This window comes from Marinobacter sp. 3-2 (assembly GCF_003751355.1).
GTDB classification, from domain to species: Bacteria; Pseudomonadota; Gammaproteobacteria; order Pseudomonadales; family Oleiphilaceae; genus Marinobacter; species Marinobacter adhaerens.
In genome coordinates this window covers 836,526-850,199 of record NZ_RJUQ01000011.1, presented here as the reverse complement: position 1 = coordinate 850,199, position 13,674 = coordinate 836,526, and the positions used below count along the sequence as shown (strand labels likewise).

Sequence of the window (13,674 nt, the reverse complement as noted above, 5' to 3'; positions counted from 1 at the left end):
GAAAGGTTAAGTGTATTTTGGCGTTCGGGACATGCCCTAGACTTTGGGGCCCTTGCCCCGGAAGACGTTCACTATTAAAGATACAACCAGCAGTACCAGAAAAATGAAGAACAATATCTTCGCAAAGCCGGCGGCCGTTCCTGCAATACCTCCAAAACCAAGAACGCCCGCAATGATCGCGATTACCAGACAGACGATAGCCCAATAGAGCATTTGCCATCCTCCTTTTCAGGGTTGTGTTCTAACCGTGGCACGCGGAGGGGCAGTGCGCAACTTTCAGGCGTCTTTGTGAAGGGATAGTAACGGGGCATTAATCCGGCATCAGAGTTCGACAAACCGTGGCACAACCATGAGCCCCACACCCACTGCCAGCATCTCCCAGGCGCTGCTGGCCAGGTAGGGATACAGGATCATGGCAATGCCGCAGTAGCGGGTGACGATGTTTTTCCTGCGCCGGCCATACATGAAATAGGCGAAACCGATGCAGCCGAACAGCAGCGACAGGAAGATGTCAGCGGTTTCCATGCGGTGAACTCCTCCGGCAAGTTTACCCGTATAGACTAATTGTAGAGTCTCAAAATAGGGAGCAAGTTGGTTATGAGAGTGTCTTTTTCAGTGAAAGCGGTGCTAATCCTGCTATCACTTGCGCTGGCACCGATAGTAGCGCATGCAAAGCCCGTGTGGATCGATGTCCGCACAGAGGCGGAACATCGGCAAAGCCACATAGATGGAGACCCGCTGATTCCGCATGACCAGATCGTTGCGGAGGTTACCGAGAGGTTCCCGGACAAAGACACCGAGATTAATCTTTATTGCCGCAGTGGCAACAGGGCAGGTAAAGCAAAATCGGCTCTGGAGCGTGCCGGTTATACAAATGTTGAGAACAAGGGGAGCGTGGCTGAGGCGCGTGAAGCGCGTAGTCTATAGGGAACGAACAATTTTTAGCCACTTCAGGTATAATGGAGGGCTTACGATATTAATTAAGCCATCCCGACCTGGATATCACTATGAGCAAGAAACCCGAGAAAGTTACCCTGACCTCTGCTGCGATTGAAGAACAGACAGCCGCGTTTTTGAAAGCGGGCGGATCTGTGGAATACGTCGGCAAGGGCAAAAGCGGACAAGTATCCCCCACGGGTTCAAAGCAGATCAGCCTGAAAAAGTAACGCCCATCTCAGTGACGAGGATTGCTCTGATCGGGGGAGGACTCGTCATCTGAGGCGTTGTCATTCGATGTGAGGTAGTAGTCTTTCTCATCGAATGTTTTCACATCAGGATCTTCAATATAGTTTTTGCGTTTGCCCCGATACAGCCAGACGGCGATGATCGCGACAATTACTGCGAGCACAATCCATTTCATTGTTATCTCCTCCACAAGGTCGTCGTTCTTATATTGAGCACCTTGCAGAGTGATCCGTCAATGTAACTTGCACATACGCTTCAAAGAGGCTCGGGTCGGCATTTGAGCAAAATGCCATTCGCGCCTTTACTTGATGTATGGACAGCAAAGGTGTCGTGCAGATCATGATGGAATCATTCGGTGCAGATTTGATTGAACAGCTCCGTCGAAATCTTGGCGATGCCTTTCAGGCAGTGTCAGGCGAGAATCTCGACTGGGGTGCGTTGCTGGTACAGATACTCGGCCAGCTGCTGGTCTCTGTAATCTACCTTGGCGTCTTCCTGGGCGTTTATCTGATTCTGATCGCTGCCATCAGGCTGGGCCTTGGTGAGCGGCGAACCAAAACCCCTCTTTACATCCAGATGCGCAGCGGCCTGCGCTATCTGGCCGGGTTGGGTGCGCTGGTAGTTATTCTTGCGCAATTCGGGGTTTCTCCTGAGGTTCTTAAGGCGATGGCGAGGGCGGGTTTCATGGTCCTCGGTTTCTACGTGGTCTGGGTAGTTTTCCGGCGTCTGATCAAGGAAGGCACTTCACGCTATCGAATGGATCCTTCCATCCGGCAACTGGTCGAGAATCTGTTTGCGGTTATCGCCGCAACCCTTGCGGTGGTATCGGTGCTTGCCCAGTTCGGTTTCGATGTTGTGTCGATTATCGCCGGTCTGGGCATCGTCGGTATTGCCGTTGGTTTTGCAGCGCAATCCACTCTCTCCAATTTCATTGCGGGTATCACCCTGCTCATTGAAAGGCCTTTTCGCATCGGTGATTGGGTCACTATCAACGGACAGGAAGGCAAAGTGGTGAAGATTGCCTTGCGAACCACCTGGCTGCGAACCCGGGATAATATCTTCACGATGATTCCAAACGACAGTGTTGCCTCCACGGATATCATCAATTACAGCGCAGAGGGCGTGACACGCCTGAATATTCCCGTGGGGATTGCTTACAAGGAATCTGCGAAGGCGGCGAGGGAAGTGCTGATGCCGGTTTTGCTGGCTCATCCCGAAGTTTTGCAGGGCGCTGGCATGGAGCCCCGTGTTTTGCTCAAAAGCCTCGGTGATTCGTCAGTGAACCTCGAAGTCAAAGTGTGGATAACGCCGGATAACCTGGATGTTCGGCCCAGAATCATGGCCGATATTCTCGAGCAGATGAAAGAAGCCCTGGATGCCGCCGGTATAGAGATTCCCTTCCCGCATCTGCAGCTGTTCATTGACGATGCAAAAGGATTGAAGCCGGTTCTAGAACCCTTCTACAGGCTGCGGGGATAAAACGGAAAATCTCTGCAGGCAGGCCTTTGGATGCTTGCATCTTTTGACTCGAGATCCTTTCGCAATCGTCTTGATAGTGGAGGGTCGGGCTCGCTTCCTGGCCTGTAAGGGTCTAGATTGTTGTGTATGGAAACTAATTTCCGCGTTTGGCTGGGACACTCTGGTCTGACGTATCGGGCTGTTGCCAATGCCCTTTGCGTTATTTCGAATATAAAAGGTTAACTTATGGCGATCACACCGGAATCCAAAATGTCGCAGGAAGTGCTGGCCTGGCGCGATCCCTCCATGGACTCGGTACTCGGAACGGAAACACCCAAGGATCCAAACAAGGGCTATATTGCCCTTCTGGGCTGGAGTATTAATGCGATCAAGGCGGCTCAAAAGTTCGATCGCCGCTATATCGTGGTTGCCCCGGATTGGGCTGCCGATTTTTGCACGGCCAACAATATTCCTTTCATCCCCTGGGATTTTGTTCGCCTGAACGATCGGTCCATGGAAATCGCTGAAAAGCTGAAAGCCGAAGGCGTGGATGTCGCAATCCCATTGTTCGAGGAAACGGTGGAATGGTCAGGCGCGATCAACTCTGTCCTGTTGAATAATCCGCGTATGTACGGCCAGTCCATTTTGTTCCGGGACAAGGCGCTGATGAAACGTCGGGCCCAGCTTGGTGGTATTCGCGTCGGGATTTTCGAAGAAGCCCACGAAAAGGATGACATCATTCGCTTCATGAAGCGGGTTAACCAGACGCTGCTCAAACTGGATGGTGACCCGGACGATCCGATTCACGTGAAGGCCTTCGATAAAGCCGGCTGCCTGGGTCACCGCATGATCCGGACGCTGGAAGAAATCGATACGATTCCGGACGAGGAATACCCCCTGCTCATGGAAAGTCACCTGAGTGGCTGGGAATTCGCTGTTGAGGCCTGGATCCACGATGGCAAAATCAAATTCCTGAATATTTCAGAGTACGTCACCCTGGGTTACTCGGTATTTGTTCCTGCCACGAAGGAACTTGAAAGCTGGCGCGAAGCAATCACCAAGCAGATCGAGTTGCTGGTCAAAACATTTGATATCCAGTTCGGTCTGATCCATCCGGAGTACTTTGTAACCAGCGACGGCACCATGTACTTTGGCGAAGTTGCGTATCGCCCACCCGGGTTCAAGGCCTTCGAATTGATTGAACGCGCGTATGGATTCAATGCCTACCAGGCTTCCATGCTGGTGTTTGATCCCAAGAGCACCAAGGAAGAGGTCGATGCCTTCTTCCCCCGCGAAGTGGTCGATGCTAAAGGTTATGCCGGCTGCTTTGGTGTGTATCCGAGACGCCGCGTGGTGAGCAAGCTGGAAATGCCCAAAGAGTGCATTGAGCATCCTTACTTCGAGTCTCACGAGCTGGTGGCCCCTGCGGAGGAAACAGTTCCGGACCGATCCGCTTTTGGTACTCACTGGGGGCTTGTGTTCTTCTTCGGTGACGATCCGATCAAGATGCGGGATCTTCTGAAATCCCAGGAGGAGCTGGACTTCTACGTCTAGGAACGACAGGAGCCGGCTGATACCCGGCTCCTGATAGTCCGACTCAGCTTCTACGGGGCGTCACCACTTCTCTGAGAAAGGCCGCGCATCGAGCTCGAAAGTCCAGGCTGAGCGTGGCTGGTTGTGTAGCTGCCAATAGATTTCCGCGAGGTCGTCGGGCTCGATAATGCCGTCCTCGCCCTTGCTCGCATAGAGGTCTGGCAAAAATTCTGCCGTGGCTTCATTGCGGATGAGGCCATCCACCACCACGTGAGCGACGTGTATCCCTTGAGGGCCCAGTTCCCTTGCCATGCTTTGCGCCAGGGCGCGCAACGCATGCTTACCGCCGGCAAAGGCCGCAAAGCCGCGTCCGCCGCGGAGGCTGGCGGAGGCGCCGGTAAAGAGGAGTGTGCCTTCATTGCGTTGCAGCATTTTCTTTGCGACCTCGCGCCCGACCAGAAAACCGGCCAGTGCGCACATCTCCCAGACTTTCCGGTAGATCCGGGTGCTGGTCTCGCAGATATCGTATCGAACGTTTCCGCCAACGTTGAAGACGGCTACCCGTATTGGGCCATGCTCTGACTCAACGCGTTCAATCAGCTCAATGACCTGGTCTTCGTCCCTTGCATCGGAGTGGATGGCTGTCGCGCTCGAGCCGAGAGCCTGAATTTCCGAGCTGAGAAGATCAAGATCCCCGCGCCGGCGGGTGACCACAAGGTGGAAGCCTTCCTTTGCAAAGCGCCGGGCGATGGCAGAACCTAGGTGGTCTCCGGCCCCGATGATTAGAGCAACTGGTTTGTCTTTTGTTGTCATTTTGGCACCTGTAGTGAGGCCTTTATCCGTCGGTTCGAATCGTATCGGCGATCTTTTCGGCAATCATGATCGTCGGGGCGTTGGTGTTACCACCAATCAAAGTCGGCATGACTGAAGCGTCGACCACCCGCAAACCCTCAAGCCCGTGAACCTTGAGGCTGGAGTCAACCACGGCCAGATCATCTATGCCCATCTTGCAGGTGCCTACCGGGTGATAGATCGTATCCGCGCGGGCGCGAATGTGGCGTTCCCATTCCTCATCGCTCATGCCGTCGTGAACGCCGAACATTTCGGATTGTCGGTACGGCGAGAGTGCAGGCCCTTCGAGAATCTCCCGGGTGATTTTTGCGCCTTTGATAGTCAGATTCAGGTCGTCTGGATCGGACAGATAGTTGGGGTCGATGCCGGGATCGGCCATTGGGTCGGCGCTGAGCAGAAAAACACGCCCTCGGGATTTCGGCCGCAGGTTGCAGACGTGGCAACTGAAGCCGTGTCCCCAATGCAGTTTACGGGCATGATCCTCCACGATGGAGACGACGAAGTGCAGCTGCAGGTCTGGCTTGTCCTGTTCCGGGTCAGACTTCAGGAATGCCGCCCCCTCTGCAAAGGGCGAGGCAATCATACCCGTCCCAGCCGTTCGCCATTGGAGGGAATGGCGAAGCATGTTTTTCATGCCCGTTAAACTGAAGCCAAAGTTATCGGTATCCGCGGACTTGTAGGCCAGAATGAAATCCAGATGATCCTGCAGATTTCGGCCGACGCCCGGCAGCTCGTGAATCATGGGAATACCGTGCGGGAGGATGTCTTCAGGGTTTCCCACTCCGGATAGCTGAAGTAACTGCGGGGAGCCGAAGGCACCGGCGGATAGGATGACTTCGCGGTTGGCTGAGGCCGTGAGCGATCGGCCCTTGAGTCGATACTCAACGCCGGAAGCACGTTTTCCGTTAAAAAGAATTCGGGTCGCACGGGCACCGGTCACAACCTTTAGGTTGTTGCGCTGTTCCATGATCGGATACAAATACGCCGCAGCGGTGGAGCAGCGTTCACCGTTGCGTTCGGTGTCATGAAACTGGGTAACTTCATAGAGGCCAACGCCCTCGTTGTCGCCGGTATTGAAGTCGTCGCTTGCGGGATAGCCGTGCTCTTTAGCCGCTTCGATAAAGGCTTCGGAAATGGGCCTTGGTGATCGCTGTTTGCAAACATGCAGTGGGCCATCGGCCCCATGGTATTCGCTGGCTCCACCTTCATGGCATTCCGCTTTGCGGAAGTAGGGCAAAACATCGTCCCATCCCCATCCGTCGCAACCCAGCTCGGCCCATCCATCATAATCCGCGCTGTGTCCACGCACATAAAGCATTGCGTTGATCAGGCTGGAACCACCCAGCCCACGGCCTCTGGGTTGGAATCCTCGACGCCCAGCCAGCTCGGGCTGATGCTCTGTATTGAACGCCCAGTTGTTGATCTTGCCATGGCCGGGCATGATCGCGACCACACCAGCTGGCGCGCGGGTCAACAAGTGATCGCCCTTGCCGCCTGCCTCCAGGAGACAGACGCTGACATCAGGGTCCTCACTCAATCGCGCCGCCATCACGGCGCCAGCCGATCCGCCACCTACAATGATGTAATCAAAAATCATACGGTCCCCGGTTCCTGTTTTTGTTTTGGGTGTACGCTTTCTGAGCCAGAAAAGGCCGCAGTCAACGAGATGCAGGATCAAGGTTAGACCATCGCCTGGCCGAGCGCCTCTTGGCAGATGGACAGACTGCTAAGAGCATAGGATGCTATGCTGATCCGACAACAAACAACAAAAGAGGATGTGTGATGGCTTTCGCCGAGGTAAATGGCCAAAGGCTTTACTACGAGGACACTGGCGGGACTGGACCGGTCGTGGTGTTCTCGCACGGTCTGCTGATGGACCACGACATGTTTGCTCCGCAGGTGTCGGCGTTTCGCGACCGTTTCCGTTGTATCACCTGGGATGAGCGTGGGCACGGGCTCACCGCCGTTGCCCAGCCCGAGCCCTTCAGTTACTACGACTCGGCAGATGACCTGGCTGCACTGCTCACGCATCTGGGCGTAGAAAAAGCCGTTCTGGTAGGGATGTCTCAGGGTGGCTTCATGTCACTACGGTGTGCTCTGACTCATCCTGATCGGGTGGTCGGCCTGGTGATGCTTGATAGCCAGGCAGGCACCGAGCAGGAAGAAAAACTGCCCCTCTACCAGCAACTGATCAGTTCTTTTATGGAGCAGGGGCTGACCCCGGAAGTGGGTACCACCATTGCCAACATCATTCTGGGAAGTGATTACCCTGACAGTGAACACTGGAAGGAAAAGTGGAAAACGATGTCGGCGGCAAACATCGGCAACAACTTCCAGACGCTGGCAAGCCGCGATGACCTGACAGAGCGTCTTTCAGAGGTTTCCCAGCCCACGCTTATTATCCATGGCGATGCTGACATTGCGATTCCGATGGAGCGGGCACAGGTGATGGCGGACAAGATCCCGGATGCGGAATTGGTCGTGATTCCAGGTGCAGGGCACGCCGCAAATCTGTCGCATCCGGATCCGGTTAATCAGGCATTGGATAATTTCTTGAAGCGACTGTAGGCCGCGGATTCATTCCGCGGCATCCGCTTCTTGCTTGGTTTCATGCTCGGTTCCCGGGGCGTGCTCTGGTGGGCAGTAGGTTGTGTAAAGCTTGAGCATGCCGTTTCCGGTGTTACTGAAGTTGTGAAAGGTACCCGAGGGCACGATGCTGACGTCGCCCGCCTTTACAGGAACCTTCGTTTCGCCGATCGTCGCTTCTCCCTCGCCCGAGACGAAATAAAGCAGTTGATCATGTCCCTCGTGAACTTCACCGCCAATCTCGCCGCCTTCGGGAATGGCCATCAGAACGAGTTGCGTATGATCTCCGGTCCATAATACCTGCCGGAACTCTTCGTTGCTTTTCGCCATTTCCACAACGGGTAGCGTGGTTCTGCGAACTTCTTTCATTCCAGTATCTCCATCCGTGAATTCAGTATTTGATACTCCTTTTAGCCGCAATCAGATCGCCGGTCTTCAGGCGAAGTCGTAATCACCGCCTTTCTCGAGCGCCCTCTGATAAGCCGGTCGGGCATGAACGCGTTTGACCCATCCGCTGATGTGAGGCCGGTTCCTGCCGACGATGCCCCTGGCTACGGAAGCCTCAAGCGGGAAGCTCATCTGGATGTCCGCCGCGCTCAGTTTGTCCCCCAGGAACCAGGTGTTCTTCGCCAGATGGCTTTCCACGAAATCCAGGTGGGTCTTGATCATCGGGCCGATAAACATCTCGTTGGTTTTGTCCGAAATGCCTTTGGCGACAGGTTTAACAAAGAACGGCATCGGGCTGGTTTTTACCTTTTCGAAGACAAGGCGCAACACCAGAGGCGGCATCAATGAGCCTTCGGCGTAGTGCAACCAATAGGTGTAGTCGAGCCAGGCTTGCCCCCCGCTCTCCGGGAGCATGGTGTCTTTGCCGTAGGTGTGCGCCAGGTATTCAATGATGGCACCGGATTCGGCCACCACCAGATCGCCGTCTGTGATCACCGGGGATTTTCCAAGCGGGTGCACCTTTTTCAGGCTTTCGGGGGCCAGCATGGTCTTGGGATCTCGCTGGTAATGCTTGATCTCGTAGGGAACACCCAGTTCTTCCAGCATCCAGAGAACGCGCTGTGAGCGGGAGTTGTTGAGGTGGTGAACTGTAATCATGCGCTAGCTCCGTTCGCATTGAAAAATGGTCGGGTGTGAAGAGTAGTCTGCAAAGAGCGTTTTGGTTCACCGCTGTCGGTGATTAAGTGGCTAATTACGATTGCGCACCGCAAAGCCGTGGCGCCTGAGCTCCTTCAGAATCTCGGGCACCTTGAAGGGCATCAACGTTCGGGTTGTTTTCAGAAGGCTTATGGCAACATGCATCCGTTTGTACCAGAGTACCTGGCGGATCTTCTTCTTCATCGGGTGATAGCCTTCCCGATAAAGCTCGTCAACGCGGTCGGCGTTATTGGTAAGGCTGTAGTCGCTCAGGTCCAGAGGTACCGATATGTCGGCATGCTTCAGTTGCTTGCGGGTGTTGAAATCGATGCCAATGTTGATGGCGTTGGAAATGACATCGAAGGTGTTGTCCGGCTTCGGATAACGGCTGACATGGCTGAGATCAACGGCCACCGTAATACCAGCACCCATTTTGGCCAATGGCGAAATGGGGACGTTTTCCACCAGCCCCCCGTCCACCAGAATCCGCCCATCGATTTCAACAGGTACAAACAGGCCGGGAACCGCCATTGAGGCGCAGACGACATCCGCCAGATTGCCTTCCCGGAAGATCAGCTGTTCACCGGTTTCGATATCCGTGGCACAGATGGCCAGCGGAATCTCGGCGTCCTCGATCCGGACATCGCCCAGATCGCGGTGAATCATCTCCCGAATGGCGTTGGTGCTGAACAGCCCGCCGCGCTCAAAGGTAAAGTTGATGATTTTGGAGAGGTTCAGTGTTGAGCAAATGCTGAGGATGGATTCCGCCGGGCGGCCGAAAGCGTAATAGCTCGCGATAAGCGCGCCGGCGCTCGTACCCGAAATGCAATGAATCTTGATTTGCTCTTCTTCAAACGCTTTCAGCACACCAATGTGCGCAATGCCTTTGGCAGCGCCGCCTCCCAGAGCCAGACCGATGCGGGTGTTAAAGGGGTTGAGTTTCATCAGCGGGAACCTTCAGGCCTTGCGAGGATTCGTAGCGCCCAAGTCTAACAGAGTTGGAAATTTTAATTCTTAGAGTTCAAAATATTGGGGTGGCACTTAGAGAGGTAAACTTTCCAACCGACTGCCGGGTTATGCAGTCATAGGAGTCCTCACATTGGGTGACGTCATTTCAGACGATTATCAGACCGACTACGTAGCCGGTCAGGATAATATCGAGAAGTTCGGCTTCGATATCCACAATATCGTATTTCCGTTAACCGCAATCCTGATTGTTGCCTTCGTTGTCGGAACACTTATTTTCCCCGCAGGTGCAAAGGAGTTGCTCGATAGCGCCAAGAATGGTGCGATCGCTGTGTTCGACTGGGGCTTTCTTCTCAGCGCAAACCTGTTTGTTGTTTTCTGTCTGGCCCTTATTTTCATGCCGGTGGGCAAGATTCGGATTGGCGGGCTTGATGCCAAGCCAGAGTTCTCTCTGCTGTCCTGGTTTGCCATGTTGTTCGCAGCTGGTATGGGTACCGGGCTTATGTTCTGGTCGGTTGCCGAGCCGGTGGCCTATTACACCGACTGGTATGGAACGCCCCTGGGTGTTGAGCCAAACACTGCTGAGGGTGCCCGCCTTGCGATGGGCGCAACGATGTACCACTGGGGTCTGCATCCTTGGGCAATCTACGCGATTGTCGGGCTCTCGCTGTCGTTTTTTGCCTTTAATAAAGGCCTGCCGCTAACCATTCGCTCTGCCTTTTTTCCAATTCTGGGAGACAAGGTGTGGGGGTGGCCCGGCAATGTTATCGACACTGTGTCGGTGCTGGCGACCATCTTTGGTCTTGCAACCTCGCTGGGGTTTGGCGCCCAGCAAGCGGCATCCGGTATTTCCTACCTGTTTGATATTGAGGGAGGCCTGAATATTCAGGTCGGCGTGATCGCCGGCGTTACGGCTGTTGCTACCCTCTCCGTGATTCGGGGGATCCATGGTGGTGTCCGGATTCTCAGTAACGCGAACATGATCATGGCCGGGCTGCTGCTTCTGTTTGTAATATTTGCCGGCCCCACACTTGCCGTGTTCCAGTGGCTCTGGGATACGTCGGTCTCCTACGCGTCCAATATGTTCTCGCTCAGTAATCCCTTTGGCCGCGAGGAAGACACCACCTGGTTCCATGGTTGGACGGTCTTCTACTGGGCCTGGTGGATTTCCTGGTCACCGTTCGTAGGTATGTTTATCGCGCGGGTCTCCCATGGTCGCACGGTGCGTGAGTTCGTCACGGCGGTTCTGATCATCCCGACCATCATTACTCTGTTCTGGATGAGCGCATTCGGAGGCGGGGCGCTTAATCAGGTCCAGAACGAGATTGGCGTGTTGGGTTCCGAGGGTCTTACCGAAGTGTCGTTGGCCATGTTCCAGATGCTGGAAAATATCTCACTGTCTGGAATCACCTCGTTTATCGGGATCACTCTGGTGTTGACGTTCTTCGTTACATCCTCAGATTCCGGTTCCCTGGTGATTGACAGCATCACGTCTGGCGGCAAGACCGATGCCCCGAAAGCCCAGCGCATCTTCTGGGCGGTCACTGAAGGGACCATTGCCGGGGTGCTTCTGTTCGTTGGCGGTGAACAAGCCCTCAACGCTCTGCAAGCTGGCGCCCTGAGTGTCGGGCTGCCGTTTACGCTGGTGCTGTTGGTGATGACCTACAGCCTGTTCAAAGGCCTTCATCATGAACGCCGCTTGCTGATTGCCGAAGGCAAGATGGTGTAACCCCAGGCTGATATAAGGTGACGCTGGAAGGGCCCCTCATTGAGGGGCCCTTTTTTGAGCGAGAGTATCCGGTCAGGACGGGTAGAATTGCCGGATGGCCGTCAGCAGCGTGTCGACATCCTCACGGCTGACATCCTGGTGGGTCACAAAGCGGATCGGGTCTCCGGCCGTAATCAGGATGCCCTGTTCGGCCAGGTAGTCTTTCAGCTGTGACGCCTGGCCCGCCTTGCACCTTGCGTAAACGATGTTGGTCTGGGTACTGGCCGGGTTGACCTCAAGTTCCGGAATCTTTGCCAGGCCGTTGCTCAGGTATTCGGCGTTTTCATGGTCCTCGAGCAGTCTAAGCGGCCCCTTTTCGAGCGCGATACGTCCCGCGGCGGCCAGAATGCCGGCCTGGCGCATGCCGCCTCCCACCATTTTGCGCAGCCGGGTGGCCCGCTTGATGAATGATTCCGACCCCAGCAACAGCGATCCGACCGGTGCGCCCAGGCCTTTGGACAGACACACGCTGACGGAATCGTAGTGCCGGGTTATTTCGGTGACATCGCAGTTTGATTTTACGGCGGCATTGAAGACACGTGCGCCGTCCAGGTGCAGAAGAAGCCCGTGTTCGTCGCAGAACGCACGGGCCTGCGCCTGGTACTCAAGGGGCAGTACTTTGCCTCCGATGGTGTTCTCAAGGGAGAGCAGACGGGTGACGGCAAAATGAAAATCGTCCGCCTTGATCGCGGCCCGGGCTTTTTCCAGATCAATGCTCCCGTCCGGCTCGTTCTCGATCGGTTGGGGCTGGACACTGCCCAGCACCGCGGCGCCTCCGCCCTCATACTTGTAATTGTGAGCGGACTGGCCACAGAGATACTCATCCCCGCGGCCACAATGGCTCATGATGGCAAGCAGGTTAGCCTGGGTGCCTGTGGCAGTAAAAAGGGCCGCTTCGAAGCCGAGCCGCTGGGCGGCGTAGGCCTGCAGGCTGTTAACCGTCGGGTCGTCGCCATAGACATCGTCTCCCACCTCGGCGCTGGCCATGGCTTCGCGCATCTCGGGGGTAGGGCGGGTCACAGTATCGCTGCGGAAATCAATCATTGTTCCTGGCGCCTTTTTCTTTCCTCGGATGCCTGCATTCTACAGTGCAGCAGGAATCATGGAATTCCCACCCTTTGCATTATTCCCGATTCGTCCCCATAAAACAGAACAAAGCCAAACAACAGGAGATCAGCAATGACGGCACCAACCCTTAAGGAACAACTGTACAGCGCGGTAAAAGAAGCAATGCGGAACAAGGATAAAACCCGCCTGGTTACTTTGCGCATGGCCCAGTCTGCCGTGAAGCAGATCGAGATTGATGAACGCCGCGAGCTCAATGACGAGGATGTTCTCAAGGTGCTGGACAAGATGCTCAAACAGCGCCGCGACGCGGCCAGTCAGTACGATGAAGCCGGCCGCAAGGAACTGGGCGATAAAGAGCGAGCGGAAATGGTGATCATTGAGGAGTTCATGCCGGCGGCCCTCAGCGAGGATGATCTTGACGGGTTGATTCGGATGGCCATCAGTTCAACGGATGCCCAGGGCATGCAGGACATGGGTAAGGTGATGAATGAACTGAAGCCCCAGGTACTTGGCCGGGTTGAGATGGGGCATTTGAGCAAGAAAGTGCGGGCCGCGCTGGCGGGTTGATCCAGTTAACCATTTCTATCGCATAAAACGGGGCGACGCGTCGTTTAGAAAATCGTCGCGCGGAAATGCCTCGGAAGGTATTTCTGTTCAAATTCGAAGGAAAAAGGAAAGTGTTATGTCTATCGAACAAGTGCTCTATCGTGCCCATGCAGAAGCAACCGGTGGTCGTGACGGCCGTGCCATTTCGTCAGACGGCATTCTCGATGTAGAGCTGGCAACCCCGAAAGAAATGGGCGGTGCCGGCGGCAAGGGGACCAACCCGGAGCAACTTTTTGCTGCAGGCTATTCCGCATGCTTTATCGGCGCCATGAAATTTGTGGCCGGTCGCGACAAGCTCAAGATGCCGGAGGATGCTTCCATTGAAGGCGTGGTTGGCATCGGCCAGATCCCCAATGGGTTTGGCATTGAAGTGGAATTGCGCATCAGCCTCCCGGGTATGGACGACGCCGAGGCCAAGCAGCTGATCGATGAAGCGCACAAGGTTTGCCCATATTCCAACGCGACCCGTGGCAACATCGACGTAACACTCAACCGGGTAGGCTGATACC

Annotated in this window: 17 protein-coding genes; 8 read left to right on the top strand and 9 right to left on the bottom strand. The window is 55.1% G+C overall.

Translation table 11 applies throughout. The features are described from left to right. Positions 1 to 36 precede the first annotated feature (36 nt). Entirely contained in the window at positions 37 to 213 is a 177-nt protein-coding gene (locus EDB94_RS05745) for a DUF1328 domain-containing protein (RefSeq protein WP_014578073.1), read from the bottom strand. A gap of 108 nt (positions 214 to 321) precedes the next feature. Then, on the bottom strand, positions 322 to 525 hold the full coding sequence (locus EDB94_RS05740) for a hypothetical protein (RefSeq protein ID WP_008172460.1): 204 nt from the start codon (positions 523 to 525) through the stop codon (positions 322 to 324). Between the two features lie 72 nt (positions 526 to 597). On the opposite strand from EDB94_RS05740, the gene EDB94_RS05735 reads away from it, so the two are divergent. Continuing rightward, positions 598 to 927, top strand: coding sequence for a rhodanese-like domain-containing protein (locus EDB94_RS05735; protein WP_108017721.1), 330 nt, complete (start codon positions 598 to 600; stop codon positions 925 to 927). An 80-nt stretch (positions 928 to 1,007) separates the two neighbouring features. After that, positions 1,008 to 1,166, top strand: coding sequence for a hypothetical protein (locus EDB94_RS20685; protein ID WP_008172456.1), 159 nt, complete (start codon positions 1,008 to 1,010; stop codon positions 1,164 to 1,166). A gap of 8 nt (positions 1,167 to 1,174) precedes the next feature. On the opposite strand, the gene EDB94_RS05730 is transcribed toward EDB94_RS20685, so the two are convergent. Further along, entirely contained in the window at positions 1,175 to 1,360 is a 186-nt protein-coding gene (locus EDB94_RS05730; protein WP_014578070.1) for a hypothetical protein, read from the bottom strand. A gap of 164 nt (positions 1,361 to 1,524) precedes the next feature. Between EDB94_RS05730 and EDB94_RS05725 the strand changes: the two genes are divergently transcribed. Further along, positions 1,525 to 2,664 (top strand): mechanosensitive ion channel family protein, encoded by a 1,140-nt coding sequence (locus EDB94_RS05725; RefSeq protein WP_108017941.1) that lies wholly within the window; start codon positions 1,525 to 1,527, stop codon positions 2,662 to 2,664. Between the two features lie 225 nt (positions 2,665 to 2,889). Continuing rightward, the gene (locus tag EDB94_RS05720; protein ID WP_014578068.1) at positions 2,890 to 4,197 is read left to right on the top strand and encodes a carboxylate--amine ligase; all 1,308 of its coding nucleotides are present in this window, start codon (positions 2,890 to 2,892) and stop codon (positions 4,195 to 4,197) included. Positions 4,198 to 4,257: 60 nt separating this feature from the next. Here EDB94_RS05720 and EDB94_RS05715 read toward each other — a convergent pair whose 3' ends face one another. Further along, a complete protein-coding gene (locus EDB94_RS05715; protein ID WP_108017720.1) occupies positions 4,258 to 4,989 on the bottom strand; it encodes an SDR family oxidoreductase in 732 nt (243 codons plus the stop codon). A 22-nt stretch (positions 4,990 to 5,011) separates the two neighbouring features. Further along, on the bottom strand, positions 5,012 to 6,625 hold the full coding sequence (locus EDB94_RS05710) for a GMC family oxidoreductase (protein ID WP_108017719.1): 1,614 nt from the start codon (positions 6,623 to 6,625) through the stop codon (positions 5,012 to 5,014). A 185-nt stretch (positions 6,626 to 6,810) separates the two neighbouring features. Here EDB94_RS05710 and EDB94_RS05705 point away from each other — a divergent pair, with 185 nt between their 5' ends. Further along, the gene (locus EDB94_RS05705; protein WP_108017718.1) at positions 6,811 to 7,596 is read left to right on the top strand and encodes an alpha/beta fold hydrolase; all 786 of its coding nucleotides are present in this window, start codon (positions 6,811 to 6,813) and stop codon (positions 7,594 to 7,596) included. Positions 7,597 to 7,605: 9 nt separating this feature from the next. On the opposite strand, the gene EDB94_RS05700 is transcribed toward EDB94_RS05705, so the two are convergent. The 3 genes from EDB94_RS05700 to EDB94_RS05690 form a co-directional block, all read right to left on the bottom strand. Continuing rightward, positions 7,606 to 7,983, bottom strand: coding sequence for a cupin domain-containing protein (locus EDB94_RS05700; RefSeq protein ID WP_108017717.1), 378 nt, complete (start codon positions 7,981 to 7,983; stop codon positions 7,606 to 7,608). 66 nt (positions 7,984 to 8,049) lie between these two features. Next, a complete protein-coding gene (locus tag EDB94_RS05695; RefSeq protein ID WP_008172445.1) occupies positions 8,050 to 8,718 on the bottom strand; it encodes a glutathione S-transferase family protein in 669 nt (222 codons plus the stop codon). 90 nt (positions 8,719 to 8,808) lie between these two features. Next, on the bottom strand, positions 8,809 to 9,702 hold the full coding sequence (locus tag EDB94_RS05690) for a patatin-like phospholipase family protein (RefSeq protein ID WP_008172443.1): 894 nt from the start codon (positions 9,700 to 9,702) through the stop codon (positions 8,809 to 8,811). A 154-nt stretch (positions 9,703 to 9,856) separates the two neighbouring features. On the opposite strand from EDB94_RS05690, the gene EDB94_RS05685 reads away from it, so the two are divergent. Further along, positions 9,857 to 11,452 (top strand): BCCT family transporter, encoded by a 1,596-nt coding sequence (locus tag EDB94_RS05685; RefSeq protein WP_008172442.1) that lies wholly within the window; start codon positions 9,857 to 9,859, stop codon positions 11,450 to 11,452. 72 nt (positions 11,453 to 11,524) lie between these two features. Here EDB94_RS05685 and ltaE read toward each other — a convergent pair whose 3' ends face one another. Then, entirely contained in the window at positions 11,525 to 12,535 is a 1,011-nt protein-coding gene (gene ltaE / locus EDB94_RS05680) for a low-specificity L-threonine aldolase (protein WP_108017716.1), read from the bottom strand. 135 nt (positions 12,536 to 12,670) lie between these two features. On the opposite strand from ltaE, the gene EDB94_RS05675 reads away from it, so the two are divergent. Together EDB94_RS05675 and EDB94_RS05670 are read left to right on the top strand one after the other, a co-directional pair. Further along, positions 12,671 to 13,126 carry a GatB/YqeY domain-containing protein gene (locus EDB94_RS05675; protein ID WP_108017715.1) on the top strand — a complete coding sequence of 152 codons (456 nt, stop codon included), beginning with the start codon at positions 12,671 to 12,673 and terminating at the stop codon, positions 13,124 to 13,126. A 115-nt stretch (positions 13,127 to 13,241) separates the two neighbouring features. Further along, complete coding sequence (locus EDB94_RS05670; RefSeq protein ID WP_008172436.1) at positions 13,242 to 13,670, top strand: organic hydroperoxide resistance protein; 429 nt, start codon at positions 13,242 to 13,244, stop codon at positions 13,668 to 13,670. Positions 13,671 to 13,674: the final 4 nt, after the last annotated feature.

Excerpts from the sequence above, each read along its gene's own strand:
- EDB94_RS05745 (WP_014578073.1), bottom strand. The coding sequence starts at position 213 with ATGCTCTATTGGGCTATCGTCTGTCTGGTAATCGCGATCATTGCGGGC.
- EDB94_RS05740 (WP_008172460.1), bottom strand. The coding sequence starts at position 525 with ATGGAAACCGCTGACATCTTCCTGTCGCTGCTGTTCGGCTGCATCGGT.
- EDB94_RS05735 (WP_108017721.1), top strand. The coding sequence starts at position 598 with ATGAGAGTGTCTTTTTCAGTGAAAGCGGTGCTAATCCTGCTATCACTT.
- EDB94_RS20685 (WP_008172456.1), top strand. The coding sequence starts at position 1,008 with ATGAGCAAGAAACCCGAGAAAGTTACCCTGACCTCTGCTGCGATTGAA.
- EDB94_RS05730 (WP_014578070.1), bottom strand. The coding sequence starts at position 1,360 with ATGAAATGGATTGTGCTCGCAGTAATTGTCGCGATCATCGCCGTCTGG.
- EDB94_RS05725 (WP_108017941.1), top strand. The coding sequence starts at position 1,525 with ATGATGGAATCATTCGGTGCAGATTTGATTGAACAGCTCCGTCGAAAT.
- EDB94_RS05720 (WP_014578068.1), top strand. The coding sequence starts at position 2,890 with ATGGCGATCACACCGGAATCCAAAATGTCGCAGGAAGTGCTGGCCTGG.
- EDB94_RS05715 (WP_108017720.1), bottom strand. The coding sequence starts at position 4,989 with ATGACAACAAAAGACAAACCAGTTGCTCTAATCATCGGGGCCGGAGAC.
- EDB94_RS05710 (WP_108017719.1), bottom strand. The coding sequence starts at position 6,625 with ATGATTTTTGATTACATCATTGTAGGTGGCGGATCGGCTGGCGCCGTG.
- EDB94_RS05705 (WP_108017718.1), top strand. The coding sequence starts at position 6,811 with ATGGCTTTCGCCGAGGTAAATGGCCAAAGGCTTTACTACGAGGACACT.
- EDB94_RS05700 (WP_108017717.1), bottom strand. The coding sequence starts at position 7,983 with ATGAAAGAAGTTCGCAGAACCACGCTACCCGTTGTGGAAATGGCGAAA.
- EDB94_RS05695 (WP_008172445.1), bottom strand. The coding sequence starts at position 8,718 with ATGATTACAGTTCACCACCTCAACAACTCCCGCTCACAGCGCGTTCTC.
- EDB94_RS05690 (WP_008172443.1), bottom strand. The coding sequence starts at position 9,702 with ATGAAACTCAACCCCTTTAACACCCGCATCGGTCTGGCTCTGGGAGGC.
- ltaE (WP_108017716.1), bottom strand. The coding sequence starts at position 12,535 with ATGATTGATTTCCGCAGCGATACTGTGACCCGCCCTACCCCCGAGATG.
- EDB94_RS05675 (WP_108017715.1), top strand. The coding sequence starts at position 12,671 with ATGACGGCACCAACCCTTAAGGAACAACTGTACAGCGCGGTAAAAGAA.
- EDB94_RS05670 (WP_008172436.1), top strand. The coding sequence starts at position 13,242 with ATGTCTATCGAACAAGTGCTCTATCGTGCCCATGCAGAAGCAACCGGT.